Annotated in this window: 10 protein-coding genes; 2 read left to right on the forward strand and 8 right to left on the reverse strand. The window is 66.9% G+C overall.

What is annotated here, in order from left to right; genetic code table 11:
• Nucleotides 1–70 precede the first annotated feature (70 nt).
• The 8 genes from ACFFJC_RS01740 to ACFFJC_RS01775 form a co-directional block, all read right to left on the reverse strand.
• A complete protein-coding gene (locus ACFFJC_RS01740; RefSeq protein WP_036288946.1) occupies nt 71–301 on the reverse strand; it encodes a helix-turn-helix transcriptional regulator in 231 nt (76 codons plus the stop codon).
• A 277-nt stretch (nt 302–578) separates the two neighbouring features.
• Entirely contained in the window at nt 579–3,131 is a 2,553-nt protein-coding gene (locus ACFFJC_RS01745; protein ID WP_379485856.1) for a helicase-related protein, read from the reverse strand.
• Nucleotides 3,044–3,727 (reverse strand): hypothetical protein, encoded by a 684-nt coding sequence (locus tag ACFFJC_RS01750; protein ID WP_379485857.1) that lies wholly within the window; start codon nt 3,725–3,727, stop codon nt 3,044–3,046. Before ACFFJC_RS01750 ends, ACFFJC_RS01745 begins: the two co-directional genes overlap by 88 nt.
• Nucleotides 3,717–5,573, reverse strand: a complete 1,857-nt coding sequence (locus tag ACFFJC_RS01755) for a phospholipase D family protein (RefSeq protein ID WP_379485858.1) — start codon at nt 5,571–5,573, stop codon at nt 3,717–3,719. The genes ACFFJC_RS01750 and ACFFJC_RS01755 overlap by 11 nt, the downstream gene beginning before the upstream one ends.
• Nucleotides 5,563–6,741: a DUF6361 family protein gene (locus tag ACFFJC_RS01760; protein WP_379485859.1), complete on the reverse strand. Its 1,179-nt coding sequence runs from the start codon at nt 6,739–6,741 to the stop codon at nt 5,563–5,565. The genes ACFFJC_RS01755 and ACFFJC_RS01760 overlap by 11 nt, the downstream gene beginning before the upstream one ends.
• Before the next feature lie 4 nt (nt 6,742–6,745).
• Nucleotides 6,746–10,147 carry a UvrD-helicase domain-containing protein gene (locus ACFFJC_RS01765; protein ID WP_379485860.1) on the reverse strand — a complete coding sequence of 1,134 codons (3,402 nt, stop codon included), beginning with the start codon at nt 10,145–10,147 and terminating at the stop codon, nt 6,746–6,748.
• Nucleotides 10,144–12,798, reverse strand: coding sequence for a PD-(D/E)XK nuclease family protein (locus tag ACFFJC_RS01770; protein WP_379485861.1), 2,655 nt, complete (start codon nt 12,796–12,798; stop codon nt 10,144–10,146). Before ACFFJC_RS01770 ends, ACFFJC_RS01765 begins: the two co-directional genes overlap by 4 nt.
• A gap of 20 nt (nt 12,799–12,818) precedes the next feature.
• On the reverse strand, nt 12,819–12,962 hold the full coding sequence (locus ACFFJC_RS01775) for a hypothetical protein (RefSeq protein ID WP_165608586.1): 144 nt from the start codon (nt 12,960–12,962) through the stop codon (nt 12,819–12,821).
• A 123-nt stretch (nt 12,963–13,085) separates the two neighbouring features.
• Here ACFFJC_RS01775 and ACFFJC_RS01780 point away from each other — a divergent pair, with 123 nt between their 5' ends.
• Nucleotides 13,086–13,970, forward strand: coding sequence for a BrxR family helix-turn-helix transcriptional regulator (locus tag ACFFJC_RS01780; RefSeq protein ID WP_039244284.1), 885 nt, complete (start codon nt 13,086–13,088; stop codon nt 13,968–13,970).
• A gap of 22 nt (nt 13,971–13,992) precedes the next feature.
• The gene (locus ACFFJC_RS01785) at nt 13,993–17,496 is read left to right on the forward strand and encodes a DUF8742 domain-containing protein (protein WP_379485862.1); all 3,504 of its coding nucleotides are present in this window, start codon (nt 13,993–13,995) and stop codon (nt 17,494–17,496) included.
• Nucleotides 17,497–17,500 lie beyond the last annotated feature (4 nt).

Here is a 17,500-nt window from a genome sequence, read left to right on the forward strand (position 1 = left end):
TCGCATGAACTGAAGGCGGGCGGGCGCGTCGGGAGCGCCAACCGGCGCGCCCGCCATTTGTGCTGAGCGATCAAGCTCGATCCATGGCGCTTTGCTCAATTCGCTTCGGGGCGCGGCACTGCACACGATTCCTGTCGTCCCACGCCTCAAGCTCGTCGATCCGGTAGAGCACCGCTTTGCCGATTTTTACGAACGACGGCCCGATCTTCATCGCACGCCAGTTCCGAAGGGTGCCGACCGAAACGCTGCCACGATAGCGTTCGGCCACCTCTTCCGGCGTGAGGAATGTGGTCTCTGACATACGCCCTCCTTCGGCAGGAGACCTGCCGCTGATGATCGTTGATGGTCGAGCGCGAGACGCATTTCGTAATGCGTTGGTCATTCAGAGGCACCGACACGCTGGCCGAGCTTCGATGGCGCACGCTCCTGCACGACCGAACATGAGCGCGCGGAAGTGGCCAGGGAAGTATCAATCGTCAGGCGTAGGGAAGGCGGATGGTGGGGGATATAAATAGGCGGGGATGCGGAGTGGTCTTCCCACTCGCAAAGGGCATTTGGAGCCAGGCGCGGTGAGGTCATCACGCTGACCTGTCGAACACCTCTGGCTCAAGCCGAATTTGCAGATCTGTAAGCAGGTTGGAGTCCATGCCGTCGCCGGCCAGGGTTTGCAGGTAGTCGAGCAGATCGTCCTGCCGCGGTTGACCGAAGGCCAGTCGATAGACCGTGAGGCTGCGTTTGAGCCAGGCGAGTCGCGTGACTTCCCGACTGAACGGCAGCATCGGCACGCGCCGTTCGACGCGCACGGAACCTTCGTAGATCCAATAGGGGATGAGATCGGTGTCGACCGCCGCCTCGGATCGCGCGTGCTCGAACATCAGCTTCCACGGATCGTCAGGAGCCTGCCCACGGCCCCTGACGACCGCGGCCTGGCGTTCGGCCAGATTGAGGCGCACGGCATGGCCCTTGAAGCGGTGGACGCGGCCTTCGCGCTGCTCGAGGTCCACCGGGTTGCCCGGCAAGTTCCAGTGATAGACGCGATAGCAATAGGGATGGAAGTCCAACCCTTCCTGGCCGACTGACGTGGTGGCGAGAACGAACGGCCGGAACGGTGAGTTGAAGGCGTCACGCACGCCTCCGAGCCGCGCGACGGCACCGTCTTCGTCCTTGTAGTCGGCGAGCCGCATCGCGAAGCGTCCGCGCATCTGGAACTTGCTGATGGCGAGGGACTCTCCATCGACCTGCACGTCATCGACATCGATCTGCGACGGGCGGATAGCGAGGGCCTGGGCCATGGCGCGAGCGACACCGATTGCGCGGTCGTCGGCTGGGCGGGCGCCGAGACCTTCGGCATCGACGAGGTAATGTGCGTATTCGTCCAGGACGGCCTGTAGGTTGTGCTGGGCGCAATAGGCCAGCACGCGGCGCCAGTAGTGATCGTCGGTATCCCGTCGCAGCAAGGCGACCGCGTCATGCTGATTGAACAGCGCCCGGAACGACCAGGCGACCTCAGCGGCGGCGCTGAGCAAGCGTGGGTCATCCCACGCCAGCTCGGGCGCGATCCGCTTGAGGGCGCGAAGCGCGCAGACGGCCGGACTGCCGAGCGCGACGTCAACCAGCAGGTCCGAAAGATCGTCGGACAAAGCGCCGATGTCGTGCGTCTTCACCGCTGCCGCCAGTTCGGCGATATGATCGTGGAAGGCGTCTTCGCTCGCCAGGGCGCGCATGCCGTGGGGCGCTTCCAGCCAGGCGCGGGATCGCGCGCCCAGCAGGTCATCGATCACGGCTGGGGCGGCCCACTCGGCGCTGTGCGCATCCTGATGCGACACCGCGCCTTCCTTCAAAGCACCGAGGGCGGGCTTGAGGCGGTCGCCCACAGCGGAGCGCATTCCCTCCAGCGACAAGGCGACCCCCGTCTCCCTGAACACCGCCAGCGGATCGGCCAGCTCGGCCAGCGCCGGCGAGGGATAGATCAGCAGCAGCGCGCGCAGACCCGCGAGCCGGCCATGATCCTGCCGGAACTGCAAGGGACGCAGGCGATGCTGCTCGAAATAGCGCCGGCCGGATTCGCCGACGCCCATGCGCCGTTCGGCTTCGTAGGACAGCAGGGCTGCGATCGCATCGGGCACCATGGACCAGGACGAAAATATCAGCGCCTTGGTCAGCGGCGCCCCGGCTCGCGCCTCGCCGTAATAGGGCATAGCGGCGGGTATCCAGAGGTTCTGTTCCAGATGCTGGCCGAAGATGTCGTCCATGATCGCGCGCATGCGACCGTTAGCCGGGTCCAGCGGCGCATAGGCGTCGATGGCGTCGTGATCGAGCATGGCCGGTCGAGCCGCCTGGATTGCGGTGCGGAGCACGGCCGAAGGCGCGTCGATCTGGTCTTCCAGCAGCCGCTTCAGGCTGTAGTGGCGCATGAAATTGAGAAGATAGGGCGAAGACTTCCAGTATTCGATGATCTCCGGCGCATCGAGCGTGCGCGCCACCTGAGAAACGGCGGATGCCTGCGCGAGGTCGGCGGGCGCGATCGAGACCGTAATGGGAGGCTCGCTCATCATGGAGTCGCGCTCGACCGTGGATGCGACCCGCTCGGTTCGGGCGATCACACGGCGCAGGCGCCGTTCGATGGTCTGGCGGGTCTCGACCGCTGAGGCATGTGACTGTGGCAGGGCATGCAAGAGGCCGCGGAAGGCGCGCATTTCACGCGCCAGCGTGGCTGCCACCTCCGGCCCCTTTTCCCGGCCGTAGAGGAAACTCAGGGTCTCAAGGAAGTCCTGATAGTGGTCGCCTTCGTCGGGCTCGTCGCCGGCGAGCGTGAGCATCCGGTAGGGTGTGGCGGAGAGCAGCAAGGTGCGGGCGGCGTGCCCGTCGCCTCCCGAGTAGTCGAACAGTTCGCGCGCGAGGATCGCCGCGTCGCTGTCGCCATGCAGCAGATCCCGAAACCGCTGGAACTCGTCCATGATGATGAGGTCGGGTTGCAGCGCATCCACGCAGGCGTGGGACAGCTTGGCGCGGAGCCGGGCGACCAGGCTGTTGCGGGGCTGTGTCATTTCTGCGGGATAGGTGTCCCGGCGGCGCGGGAAGAGTTCGCAAATCCGTTCGAGTTCCTCGAAGAGGTCGCGATCCGCCTGCACGTCGCGGCGGAAACGCTCGATGATGCGCTTGTCGACGCCTTCGAGGGGAGGTTGTCCACGGCGCGGTTCCAACCCTCGACGCCGGCCGTGACCTGCAACAGGTTGTGCAGGCCGCGCGGGCGCGTAACGAGGTCGCGCAGGAGATGGAACAGCAAGGCGCGTTCCTGCGTCACGCCCGTCGCGGAGCGCAGATCGAAGGTCGTGCCCGGCGTCAGGCTGATGAAGTTCACCCTGTTGGCGTCGAGGCCCGCCTGGTCGCGCAGTTGCAGGGGCACGAGCGTCATGCGGGTCGGCAGGGCCAGCTCGCGCCGCCCGAGGACGTTCAGCCGGTTGAGGTTCTGGGCGGCGATCGCCTGGTTCGAGCAGATATAGAGGATGTCGATCCGCTTGGTGCTGTCCCACAGGTGTTCGATCATGCGGGCGATGACCCCGCGCGCCACCATCGTCTTGCCGAGGCCGACTTCGTCGGCGACCAGGAACTGGCGGACAGGATCGTCCTGGCCGTAGAGCCGATCGAAGACGTAGTCGACGGTGCGCCGCTGAAAGACCTTGAGGGGAGCGAGCGCCGTGTCGGCGCGAAACCGTTCATTCGGCATGCGCGGCATCCTGCGTGGCGAGCGCAATTCGGAATGTGTTCCAGAGTGCGCGGAACTCGGCCGGAATCGGATCGGTATCGTCACCGTCGCCGGTTTCCAGGCGTGCGATCAGCCGTTCGATGGCGCGAAGCTGGTCCCCGCCCCTGCAGAAGGCCCGAACCATCTCCTCGAGGATGGGCGCGTCGTCGCTTGCCGCGCGCCAGACGCCCTGACCTGACCCGTCCTGCGCCGCGAGGGCTGCGGCGAAGGGATCGCCCAATTCGGAGAGGAGCAGCCGGAGATAGCGGAAGAAGGCGTCCTTGCTGTCGATCACCCAGCGCAGGATGGCGGCGTGGCGCTCTGCGGGCAGCCCCTCCATCTTGAGCCCGGTGCTGAACAGGATCGAGACGTCTTCCGTCTCGTCCGTCAGGTGACAGGCGAGGAACCGGGTAAGGTCGACCAAGGGCATTGCGCCAAGGTCGGCGGGCTGTCCCTGTCGGAGCGGCTCCAGCACATCGCGCGCATGTCCTTCGCCCCGCGTGATCGGCCAAACTCGCAGCGCACCGAGCCCGGTAAGGGGCAGCGGTTTGGACGGGATCAGCCAGACCCGCCAGACCGGCGCGCCATCGGCGGCGTGCTCGCCGCGCTCGCAACGGAGCGTGAGGCCGCTGCGGCAAATCTCGCGCCGGGCCTGATCCAAACGAGCCTCGGCGGCTCGTTGCGCGGCATCGGCGGCTCCCGTCTCGTCGCGGACGAACGGCCGCGTCAGCCGGCCAAACCCCTTGTCGCCGAGGATTTCCTCGACGCTGCCGACCCGCGATCGCTTCCCGGTCAGGGTGGTGAAGATCTCGACATTGCTGCCGGTCAGCAGCGCCGGCCGCGTGGCGTTTCCCGAGCCGACCGTGATCGCGGTGTCCCAGCCGCGTTCGGCGATGAATGCCTTGGCATGGAGCCCTTGCAGGGCCGCTGCGTCCTCCTCCTCGCCATCTTCCGTGGCCGCCATTTCGTCGAGCACGGCCACGCGGGCAAAGCCATCGAGCGTGGTGCCGGGCACCTGGGCGAGTTCGTCGGATCGCCCGATGAAGATGGGCTTTTCGGCGCTGGCCAGACCGGCGAGCATCGACAAGGTTTGATCGTCGCAGAAGGGCGACACCACGCCCAGCCGAACGCAGGGTTCCGGGCGCCATGGCTTTCCGCCGAGGCCGTTGACGGCGAAGGAGACGCTCTGGAACGGTTCGGACAGGCTCCATTCGGCGCGGCGCATGTCTTCGGCCAGGTCATCGACAAGCGTCTTCGTTCCGTCGGGAACGCCGACGGTCGCGAGGTCGGGGAGCTGGCGAAGGAAGTCGGCGACCGGGCGGTTGACGGCTTTGGGCTGCCTGGTGATCACGCCATCGAGGGTGGCGGCAATGTCCCATGAGCGATCGCGCGTCAGGTTTCTGGAGAGAATGAGCAGACGCAGGCGGGCGGGGTCTTCGGGCTGCAACGGCGTGAAGCGCAGCGCCCACATCTTGGGGTGGAAGGCCCCGCCTTGAGGGGCGGCGACCTCGACGATGATGCGTTCGAGCAGCGAGCAAAGGCGGGAATGTGGCCGGGCGCTCGCCTGGATATGGCCGGCGTCGGTGAAGACGACGAGGCGGCCGGCGATGCGCTCGGCGCCTTCCAGCAGCGCCAGAGGATGAGAGAGAATGTCGTCGCGGTTCTCGGCGGCGAAGAGCGCCAGACTGACCGGCACGGCGAGCGCGGTCTCGAAGTCGAGCGAGAAGGTCGTGGCGACCGCCGCGTCGAAGACATAGCCCGCCGGCGGCTGAAGATTGGCGCCGTAGAGCGTTCGCTGTTCGGGATCGAGGCTGCGCCTATTCAGCATGGGCGAGATCCCGCAGGTGGGATTTGGCCTGCGCCCAGCGGAAGCTGAGGCGGTCGGCGCCCGATGCGCCGGTCCAGCGGTCACGGACAGCGTGATTGGCGTAGCGGGACTGGCTGGTCTTGAGCCGGCGTTCGCGCTCCTCGACGAGCCGCCGCGCCGCGGGCGCCGAGATTACCTGCTCCGTCCCGGCTAGAACCAGATCGCGCCACTCGCTCACGAACCGCTTGGCGGCCGGTCGGACGGCGTGCGCCGGGTGCTCCATGACATTCCAGAAATCATCGAGCGACCACGCGCGGACGGCGCCGGTGTCGAGTTCGTCGCTCCAGGCTTCAAGCCGAGCGCGATAGTCCTCGATCCAGTCGTCGCGCTGGCGCAGCTCGCTGAGCGCGAGGTTATAGAGCAGCGCGGCGCCGTGCATCACATGGGAGAAGATTTCCCCATGCTGGACGAGGCGCCGCGCTGCGGATGGAAACGCCGACAGATGGGGGTGCGTCCAGATATAGTCGCAGTCCGCGTCGATGCCTTCGCGCGCCAGCATCGTGAGCAGTGCGGTGGGCTGGCTGGCGATCAGGCGGTCGATGAGGAATTGCGCCTCGTCGGTGGTCAGGCGGAAGACGGCGTGCTCAAGCAGGTCGCCGGGCATCTGGGGCAAGGCCGGATTCCAGACGGCGGGCGTCTGGGCGCCGGCCAGAGCGTCTTCGCCGCTGGATGCACCGCGCGACCGGCCACGGCCACGCAAGGCGACGAACAGACTGTCGAGCGAGCCGGGAAAGACCCGGATGCCCCACGCGCCCAGGCCAGCCCAATAGACGGAACTCGGCAACCGCTGGAGCCGTGGTCCTGCATCCCGGCCGATGATGCCGTTGGACTCACCGCCGGCTTTCAGGGCGTCGGCAAGCCGGATTTCGGTGTCGCGCGCCTCGGTGCAGAGCTGCGCTTCAGGGACTTCGCGCTTTTCCAGCGCCCGATAGAGCCAGGGAATGAACAGCATGTATCGCAGGCGCGTCTGGATCGTGCTCGTGCCCGGAAAGAGATGATCGGCGATGGAATCCCGGATCGCTCCCAGACCCAGCTCGTCGCGGGTCTCGCGCTCCTGAAAGAGCGCCATGATGCGCTGCGCGCGCTGCCGCTCGGCTTCATCGAAATCGATCCAGGCAAGAGACGACATGGGCTCAGGCCGCCTCGCTCTCGGTCGGCTTCGTCGGCAGGACGGGAATGACGGCGCCGGAGGTCATCAGCACGATCAGTCCGCGCTCGGCGCCGGTCATGTCGAGATAGGCCCGCACCTGCGCGCGATAGTGATCGAGCGTTCCCGTTGCCGGCGTCACATCGCTTTTCCAGTCCACGACGACGGCGGGGCGGCCCTCGGCCGTCAAGGTCAGGGCATCGGCGATCCCGGCCGTTGCGGTTTCCACGCCGTCGGCCGCCTGTGCGGAATAGACGGGAAATTCGGCCAGAAGACCCGGCCGCAGGGCCGCGATGTCAGGCAGAGCCAGGGTCCGGGCCACACAGGCCGCCAGTTCCTGCGCCGACAGCCCCGTCGCCGGGTCGGCGACCGGAGACTGGCCGAGGGCGCGGATGAGGTGGCCAGCCCGTTCGGTCAGGGCGGCTTCCGCTTCTGGGACTTCGCCAGTCAGCACCTCTTCCATGAGTTTGTGGAGGATCAGCCCGCGCTCGCGGCCACCCTGCACGAGGACGGCTGCTTCCAGCTCGGGGGGCTGATCGTCGCCCGATCCCGTCCAGAGCGCGGCTTCTTCTTCCCGCAGCACGGTCCCAACGGCGTTTTCGTCACGGCTGGGCGCGAGCCAGGTCAACCGCGTCTGCGCGGCCGCGATGGCTTCGGCTTCGGCGGCGAAGCTCGCGCGCGTCTGGGTGTTGCCCGCGCCCGCACCTGCGGCCGCGAGACCGGCAGGCAGGTGAGAGACGTCCAGGCCGGGCAGGTCGGCGAGCGACAGATCGACGAGGCCGATCCAGGCCGATTTCGACGGCGTGGCGTCGAGCCGAGGCAAGACGAGGAGTTCGCGGGCGCGGGTGGCCGCGACATACCAAAGCCTGATGCGTTCGCGGTCCAGCTCCTCCTTTTCCGCTTGGCGCGCGGTTTCGTAGCCCTCGGGTGTGACGCCCAGGACCGGGCAATAGAAGGTCTCGGTCTGGCGGTCGATGACGGCGCTGTCGGGTGCCATGACGCCGGTCATGGTGTTGACCGGAATGACGATCGGCCATTCCAACCCCTTGGCCGCGTGCATGGTGAAGAGCGCGACCGCTTCCTCCTGGGCGTCGGGCCGTCCCTCGACGGCGCGGGCCTCGTCGGACCACGCCGCTGTCATGGCCTCGGCGAAGGCGCGCAGGCCGCGCACGGCGTAGCCCGTCGACAGGCTGAGATAGAGATCGACATTGGCGAGCACGCGCTCGGCCTGACCGCGATGGCGCTCGAGGAGGAGCGGACGGACGCGCAACACGTCCACGGCCTGCGAGAGCAACTCGTGCGGGGTCGTGCTGTTGCCGCGCCGGGAGAGCGATTGCAGCCGCTCGATGACTTCGCGCGCGAGCGGGTGCGCGATGACGGCAGGATCGATGCTGAGATCCAGGCGCGGAATCCGATCCGGCTGTTCCTCGGAGCGCGGAAGTCCCCAGATGATGTCCAGCAGGTTTTCTTCGGTGAGGCCGACCAGAGGCCCGCGCAGCAGCGCGCCGAGCGCCAGGGTGTCGCGGCGGTCGGCCAGAACGCGGGTCAGCGCGATCAGATCCTGGACCTCCTGGCGGCGGAACAGCCCCTTGCCGGCTTGGGTCGCGACAGGGATGCCGCGGCGTTCCAGGGCTTCCTCATAGCGCCACAGCTCCGCGCCGGTTGGCGCCAGCAAGGCGATGTCGCCCGGCTGGCAGGGGCGCTCGGCGCCGCTGCGACAGTCGATGATGGGGTGGCTTTCGATCAGCCGGGCGCACAACTCGGCGATGGCGTCGGCTTCGGCGTCGCGCTGCTGTTCGGCGCTGGCCTTGCCGTTTTCGTCGGCCACGGCGATGTCGAGAGCCGCCACGCACAGGCCGCTCCGATCGTCATGGAACGGGTCGAGAGCGGTGAAGCCCGGCTGGCCGTCGGCCGAGAGCACGGCCTCGAAGCGCTCGTTGACGAAGGTGAGGATCGAGGCGCAGGAGCGGAAGTTGGTGGAGATCGACAGAAGGCTGCCGGGGTCCAAGGCGCGGAAGGCGTCGCGCGCCTGCACATAGGCGCCGACGTCGGCGCCCCGGAAGCGATAGATGGCCTGCTTCGGGTCGCCGACCAGGAAGAGCGCGCCCGGCCGGATTTGGAACCGGGTCCAGTCGTCATCGCCATCGACCGGCTCGCCACACAGCCGCCAGAAGATTTCGGTTTGCAGGGGATCGGTGTCCTGAAACTCGTCGACGAGGACATGGGCGAAACGCTGTCCCAGCGCCTGGCGCACGGCGTCGTGGTCGCGCAGCAAGTCGCGCGCGGCGAAAATCAGATCGTCGAAATCGAGCTGGGCGCTGGCGCGCTTGTGGTCGCGATAGCGTTGCAGGATCGGACGCGCTTCGTCGATCAGCGCGGCCAGGGCATGGCCGGCGACGGCCTGCGCCAACGCGACCCAAGCGTCGCAACAGGCGGTGTAGTGGGTCTCGGCGGCGTCGTTCAGCCGGTCGCCATCGGCCTTGGAGAGACCGGCCTGTTTGGCCGTGGCGGCCCATTTGCCCTTCTTGCGATAGGAGGCGAAGGCGCCGGTCCTGGTGCAAAGATCCGGGTGGGGCCGCGAGGTCAGGAGCCGAACGAGGCCCGCGGGCGTCGCGGGATCGGGACCGTTCGCCACGGCGGTCGCCATTTCGGCCAGCCGCTCGACGATCGTCACCGTTTCCGGCTCGGCCGCCGCCGTGCCATCTATGAAGTTCGCGAAATCCGCCGTGGCCTGCCGGAACGCCGTGAGGTGGCCGCCAAGTGGAGACACGGGCGGGGCCGTGAGCGTGGGACGACGGCGCATATTCTCGGCGATCTTATGGATGAGCGCCACGGTCTCGCCGGGGCTGTGCAGCACCATCTCGGCCAGGATACCGCCCTGACCGCCGGACAGGCGTTCGCGCAGCCAGCCATCGACAATCTCAAGGAAGGTGAGGTCGGCCTGGTTGCGATCCATGACGCCGGCGCCGGGATCGATGTCGGCCTCTGCCGGATAAGGCTTGATTAGGCGCTGGCAGAAGCCGTGGATGGTCGAGCAGGTGATTTCGTCGATCGCGGCGCTGGCGGCGGCGAGATTGTCGCGATGGGCCTGGGACAGCCCATCGGGCAGCGCCACGCGCAGCTCGGTCGCGATCGTGCCGGCCGAGAGATCGGCGACGAACTCGCGGACACGCGACAGCAGCTCGCTCGCGGCGAGTTCGGTGAAGGTGACGGCGGCGATGGAGCGCGGCGCAACGCCTTCGGCCAGCATGGCGGCGATGCGGCCGGCCATGACGGCGGTCTTGCCTGAGCCCGCGCCGGCCTCGACCAGGATCGAGCGATCATGGAGGCTGATCGCATCGCGGCGCGCGCCGTCGTCCTTCAGCACCTTGGACACGCTGCTCATCATTCCGCCTCCCAGACCTGAGCGACTTCGCCAAGCCGCTCCGTGGCGGCCGGCATTTTGCGTTTGCAATAGGTGGCGCTGGCGTTGGCCGGCAGGGCGAAGGCGAGGTCGTCATAGTCGCCGCCGGTATCCGGGCCAGGCAGGGCCGCGCCTCCGGCGAGACTCGACCGTGCCGCGCGCAGATAGCCGGTGATCTCTGCCAGCACGGCCTCGGGATCGTCGAGCTGGAGATCGACGGGCTCGCGCGGGTAGAGCAGCGAGGCGCTGATGGCGACATCGTCGCCGAGGAGCGCCTTCACCGCGAAGGCATAGAGGCAGCGCTGAAGCTCCCGTCCGCCATTGAGGCGGATGTCGCCGCGCGGCAGCCGTCCGGTCTTATAGTCCCGCACGAGGGCGCGCTTGCCGTCGCCCGAGATGTCGAGCCGGTCGATATAGCCGGCGATGTTGAAGCCCGTGTCGGGAATCGTGACCGGCGCGCTCGCATCCCAGGGCGTTTCCGCGTCGGATTTCGGCTCCAAGCCGCCGAAGGGCACCTCTCCGTAGGAGCGTGCGCCCGGCAGGACAGCATCACCATAGGACAAGGCGCGGCCCGCCATCACGCGGGCGTCGTCGATTGTGCGGCTCCAGATGACGGCCGGCGGAACCGGACGCTCGCTTTCCCAGTCGGCGGCGACGGCTTGCGCGGCCCGCGCCACCGCGGCTTCGATGGTCTCGGCGTCGGCGGAGGCAAGACCGTCTCCGGTTTCGAGGTCGCGCAAGGCGCGGTCGAGAACCAAGTGAACGAGATCGCCGATCCCGAGCGCGTCGAGCACGAGCGGTTCGGCGCTGCTCTGCGGTTCACGCCATCCGAACGCATAGACCCACACGAAACTCAGCGGATTGCGCAGCAGGCGGCGCAGCGAGCTGGCCGACTGGGTGCGGCCGAGGATGGCGAGAACGAGCGGATGATCCGCCCGCACGAGCCCGTCATGGGGAGTAATCTCGGCCTGCCGCCAGTCGCGCCAGCAGCCCTGCGCACCGACCGCTTGCGGATCGGCTGCGAACTCCTGGGGCCGGGCCATGAGGCGGTCGGTCTCGCTGAAGGCGTGCGCCGGCGTCGCGTTGCGGCGCAGATAGGTTTCGTCGCCACGCCCGGCGAGCAGAGGGCTGCGACCCAGGAGACGCCCGTCGCTGTCGCGCCGGGCGCGCGACAGAACGACGGTGTCGGCCGTTGTGGCGAGGATCGTCTCGAAGTCGCGGCGGTCGGCGAGGTTGACCGGCAGCGGGTCGAGCACCGGAGTCGGGATGATATGGTCTGGGATCAGCCGATCTTCGGCGATCCCGCGCGGCCAGCGCGAGGAATTAAGCCCGAGGAGCCGCACGAAGCGGCGGGGCGACGCCGCGAGCGCGCTGGCCGGCATCCAGGCGACGCAGACGCACGCTTCCAGTCCGTCGTCCTGCTTCAGGGTTTCCAGTGTGGCGTCGATCGAGGCGGCGGGGCCAGCGAGCAGAGCCTTGCGCCAGATCGCGAGCGCGCGGCCCTTGAGGAAGGCTTCTCCGATCTCGCTGGCGGCCTCCGATCCTTTTGCCAGGGTCTCGACTGCCGTGCGCAGCGCGGCAACGTGGTCGACGCCGTCGGGCCAGTCTTCCGGCGTCAGCCGGGCCAGCAGGCGGTTCCAGGCGCCCGGCGTCGAGAGCGGCGCATCGGTCGGCAGGACCCGCAGCCAGCCTTCGGGCAGAGTCTCGAAAGGCCCGCTGTCCCGGCAGAGCGCCGCGAGGCGGCGCAGCCGCGACTGCGACAGGCCGCGAACCACGATGTCGGCCAGCGCCGCAGCCGCTTGGCCCTCGCGGGTGGCGACGGTGCGGATACCATGGACGAAGTGCAGGTCGATGTTGGCGTCGGCGCGCAGGGCCAGGAAATGATCGTCATAGTCGGCGGGCGAGGCGGTCGCGATAGCGATCTCCGAAGCCGGGACGCCCGAGGCGAGCAGGCTGCGCGCCCAGCGCATCGCCTCAATGGCCTCGTGATAGGCCGTCGCCGCGCTGGCGAGGCTGATTCCCGGCGCATGCGCCGGTGCGCGCGCGACCGTGACGCCGGTGCCGTCCAGCCATGCGGGAACGCTCCTGGGGCCGGCCGTCCATCGCACGGGGATATGGGCGGTGAGCGCCTGGAGCAGCGGCCGCCAGCAGGGTGAGAGTTCGGTGAGGCCGACGATCTCCAACGGGCCGAGGAGCGCCGGGGCATGACCGATACGGGCGGTTGCGGCGGTGACGATGTCGAGAGGCCGCATCATGCCGGGCGGAAGCTGGTCGAGGACGGCCGCTTCCAGGCGCGCGATAGCGGCGAGACGCGGATGATCGGCCGCGCGTGCGGCAAGATCGATGCCCGCGCGCCAGGCTTTGTGGAGCGTGTCGGCCGCCGCGTCGATCATGCCGGGAAGAGCCTTGATGCTCTCCAGCTCCCCCATCGGCGTGGCAGGCAAGGCCGCCTGGATGGCCGCGCGCAGGCTCTCGTCGTCGATGGGGCGGGCGAAGCCGCCCGCCAGCCGGACGGCGGCCTGCTCGAAGGACATGATCTGGAGGCCGTGGCGACCGTCACGGCCCGCCGCCAGGCGGCTCTCCCGCATGGCGAGGCGGCCGTGAACGACTAGTGTGGATCGACTCGCGACGGCCATGGTTGCCCTCCTTTCGGGTGCTACTTCTTGTTCGGACGCTGAGTCAGCGCCGAAGCAGCCGCCGTCTTCGCGGCCTTGCTGCTGTTGGGGTTGCGCAACACCTTGGCGGCGGCACTGGCCGCCCGCTTGCTGGTGACTTCGCCCTTGGAACCGCGTTTCGGCATGCCTTGCCTCCCAATCCGTGCGCCGATCACCATTGACGAGCGCCTCTAATGGGAATAATAATTACACGGACTATGATAGATTGTCCATATAGTTTTTATGCTCACTGACGCGAGACGGAAGCAATGGCAGAGGCTGCAACGGCGTTGAAATGGGGGGTGGGGCGCCGGCTCGAGTTCATCGAGTTCCGGCTGTTCTGGGAGGGCTCGATCAACCGGGCCGACCTCGTTGAGGCGTTCGGCGTGTCGGTGCCGCAGGCGTCCAAGGATTTGACGCTTTACCAGGAGCGCGCGCCGGGAAACATGGAGTATGACACCCGCGCCAAGCGCTATGTCGCCGCCGAAAAGTTCGTTTTGCGCTTCCTCGAGCCGGACCCTTACATCTATCTCTCTCAGCTTCGTTCGGTCGCCGAAGGCGCCGTGCCCGCGAGCGATTCGTGGATCGCGGCGCTTCCCAGCGCCGATGTCGCACTGACCCCCAGGCGGGACATCGACATCGCCGTGCTGCGTAAGATTCTCGACGCCAGCCGCGAGGGTGTCTCGATCGACGTCTTCTACCAATCGATGAACAAGGTGCGGCCGGACCCCATCTGGCGGCGGATCACGCCGCACGCCTTCGGCTATGACGGGTTCCGCTGGCACGCGCGGGCCTATTGCCACCTTGAGCACAAGTTCAAGGACTTCCTGCTGCCGCGCATCCTCGAAGTTGGTGGGAAGGGCGAACCTGGGGAAGCCGGCGAGCGGGACTGGCTCTGGAATAACTATTTCGATGTCGTCATCGGCCCGCATCCGGGGCTTACGGCGAGCCAGAAGAAGGTCGTCGCCAAGGATTATGGGCTGGATCAGGGAAATGGTGTGCTCTCGGTCCGTTACGCGATGCTCTTCTATGTTTTGAAGCGCCTGGGTTTGCTTGGTGACGCCGCGAAACAGAGCGCCCATACGCAGCATATCGTAACGATAAACCGCAAAGAAACTGAGGCTGCGCTTGAGAAGGCGGAGCTTCAGTTATGAGAGAATCGGGGGGCGCCGGCTAATGGCGGCAAGGCTTGAGGAAATAAAGAACGGCGCATCCGTGCGGGGGATTGCTTCGGCGCAGGCCGTGCATGTGATCTCGGTGGACTGGATCGGCGATCAGGCGATCAGCGTCGTTTTCCGCGATCACAATGGCACGGTGGCCGAGGCTGTTCTTTATCGGGACGACGAGCACCGGCTTGAGGTCGAGCAGAGCGGACGGCCATGGTCGTTCGACGCCGACGGCGCGTTGCTGCGCCTGGTGACGGAAGCCAACCGCATCAAGCTGGCGCACTATTTCGACCCGTATCTGGCGATCCACACGAGTCTGGTCGATCCACTGCCGCACCAGATTTCGGCGGTCTATGGCGAGATGCTGCCACGGCAGCCGCTTCGCTTCCTCCTCGCCGACGATCCCGGCGCCGGCAAGACGATCATGGCCGGGTTGCTGATGAAGGAGCTGATTGCCCGCAGCGATCTCGAACGGTGCCTCGTCGTCGCGCCGGGCAGCCTGGTCGAGCAATGGCAGGACGAACTCGGCCAGAAGTTCAATCTCGAGTTCGACATCCTCTCCCGCGACATGATCGAGAACTCGCGGTCGGGCAATCCGTTCAGCGACCGGGATCGGCTGATCGTCCGCCTCGACGTGCTGGCGCGCAACGAGGAGCTTCAGGAGAAGCTCATGGGCGCGCGCGAATGGGATCTGATTATCTGCGACGAAGCGCATCGCATGTCGGCCACCTATTTCGGCGGCGAGGTCAAATACACGCGGCGCTATCAGGTCGGTCAGAAGCTCGGTCAGGTCTGCCGGCACCTGCTGTTGATGTCGGCGACGCCGCACAACGGCAAGGAAGAGGATTTCCAGCTCTTCATGGCTTTGCTCGACGGCGATCGGTTCGAGGGCCGGTTCCGCGATGGCGTTCATTACGCCGACACCGAAGACATGATGCGGCGGCTGACCAAGGAGGAACTGCTCAAGTTCGATGGCCGGCCGCTCTTCCCCGAGCGGCGGGCGCGCACCGTCAAGTATCAGCTCTCGGAAGGAGAAGCCGCGCTCTACACCGCCGTCACCGAATATGTTCGCACCGAGATGAACCGCGTGCAGCGCTTCGCCGAAGGTGACGGGAAGAAGCGCAATAATGTCGGCTTCGCCTTGCAGATTCTTCAGCGGCGTCTCGCCTCATCGCCAGCCGCCATCTACCAGTCCCTCAAGCGCCGCCGCGAGCGGCTGGAGAACGAGTTGGGCGAAGCGCGCCTTGCCGCCAAGGGCCGACGGGCCGGCGCGAGCGAACCGACGATCAACGCCGACATGCTGGGCAACATCGAGGAATATGGCCAGGAAGAGATCGACGAGCTTGAGGATCTGATCTCCACGGGTGCGACGACGGCCGAGACGGTCGAGCAGCTCGCCCTGGAAGTCGAGACGCTGAAGGGCCTGGAGACGATGGCGCTCGGCGTGCTGCGCTCGGGCGTGGATACGAAGTGGAGCCAGCTCAATCGTATCCTCGACGACGATCTGATGGTCGACGCGGCCGGCAATCGCCGCAAGCTGATCATTTTCACCGAGCCCAAGGACACGTTGCACTACCTGCTCGACAAGGTGCGGGCGCGGCTCGGCAATCCCGAGGCCGTGGAGGTGATCCACGGCGGCGTTTCGCGTGAAGAGCGGCGCAAGGTCGTCGAGCGCTTCATGCAGGACAAGGACATGCTGGTCCTGATCGCCAACGACGCGGCCGGCGAGGGTGTGAACCTTCAGCGCGGCCACCTCATGGTCAACTACGATCTGCCGTGGAACCCGAACAAGATCGAGCAGCGGTTCGGCCGCATCCACCGCATCGGCCAGACCGAGGTTTGCCACCTCTGGAATCTCGTCGCGGCGGATACCCGCGAGGGCGAGGTTTACGCGCGGCTGCTCGAAAAGCTGGAGGCTGCGCGCGAGGCGCTGGGCGGCCGTGTCTATGACGTGCTCGGCGAATTGTTCGACGGCGTCGCGCTCAAGGACTTGCTGTTCGAGGCGATCCAGTATGGCGAGCAAGAGGACGTCAAGGCGCGCCTCTTCCAGCAGGTGGATGGCGCTGTCGACCAGGCAAATCTGCTCGAGCTGCTGCGTCGCCGCGCTCTGACCAACGACACCATGCCGGAGGCGAAGGTCGAGGAACTGCGGCTCGAAATGGAGCGGGCCGAGGCGCTGCGCCTACAGCCACATCACATCCAGAGCTTCTTCGTCGAGGCGTTCCAGCATCTGGGCGGCCGGATCAAGCGCCGCGAGGAAGGGCGTTGGGAAATCACCCATGTCCCGGTGCGTATCCGCGAACGGGATCGCCAGATCGGGACCGGCGCCCCGCTTCAAACCCAGTATGAGCGGATCTGCTTCGAGAAGGACAAGATCAACCAGCAGCCGGTCGCCGCCTTCGTCTGCCCCGGCCATCCGCTGCTCGAAGCGGTGATCAGCCTGATCCGCGAGCAGTATGAGCAGATCATGCGGCAGGGCGCGATCCTGGTGGACGACACCGACGCCGGCGGTGGGCTGTCGGCGATTTTCCTGCTGGAGCACACGGTCCAGGACGGACGTGTCACCAGCGCCGGCAAGCCGCATGTGATTTCGCAGCGCCTCCAGTTCGCCGCGATCGACAAGACCGGAAACACCGTCAACGCTGGCATCGCACCGCATTTGAATCTGCGCCCCGCCAAACCGGAGGAGGTCGCCAGCGTGCGCGACCTTCTGGACGAGAGCTGGCTGACCACCGATCTGGAAAAGGCCGCGATCCGGTTTGCGACGGTCGAACTGGCGCAAGGCCATGTCGCCGAGGTCAAGGCGCGGCGCCTGCCCGAGATCGAAAAGGTCGAGCAGGAAGTTCGCGCCCGGCTGAAGAAAGAGATCAACTACTGGGACTCGCGCGCCTTCGAGCTGAAGGAAGAGGAGCGCGCCGGCAAGAAGACGCGCGTGAACTGGCAGAACGCGCAGCGCCGGGCCGAAGACCTGGCGGATCGGCAGAAGCGCCGTATGGACCAGCTTGAACGGGAACGGTTCATCTCATCGCAGCCGCCGCGTGTGCGCGGCGGCATGGTGGTCATCCCTCGGGGCCTGTTGGAAGCACGTCAGGCGCCAAGCATCCCGGACCATTTCGCGGAAGACCCCGCTGCGCGCCGGGCGATCGAGCTGGCGGCGATGGAAGCCGTCATGGCGGCCGAGCGGGCGCTGGGCAATGAGCCGGCCGACGTCTCCGACCAGAAGATCGGCTACGACATCGCTTCCCACGATCCGAGGGCGGGGCATCTGCGCTTCATCGAGGTCAAGGGGCGGATCGACGGCTCCGACAGCGTGATGGTCACGCGGCAGGAGGTCATCACCTCGCTGCACGAGCCGGATAAGTTCATTCTCGCCATAGTGTCGGTCGCCGCGGGTTCCGCCCATGCGCCGCGCTATGTGCGCGGCCCTCTGGTGGAGCGAGAACCGTCGTTCCTCGAAACCGCGATCCAGTTTGACCTCCGACGCCTGCTGGAGCGGGCGCAAGAGCCGGCATAGGGGG

It is taken from the genome of Novosphingobium soli (assembly GCF_042432915.1).
Lineage (GTDB): Bacteria > Pseudomonadota > Alphaproteobacteria > Sphingomonadales > Sphingomonadaceae > Novosphingobium > Novosphingobium soli.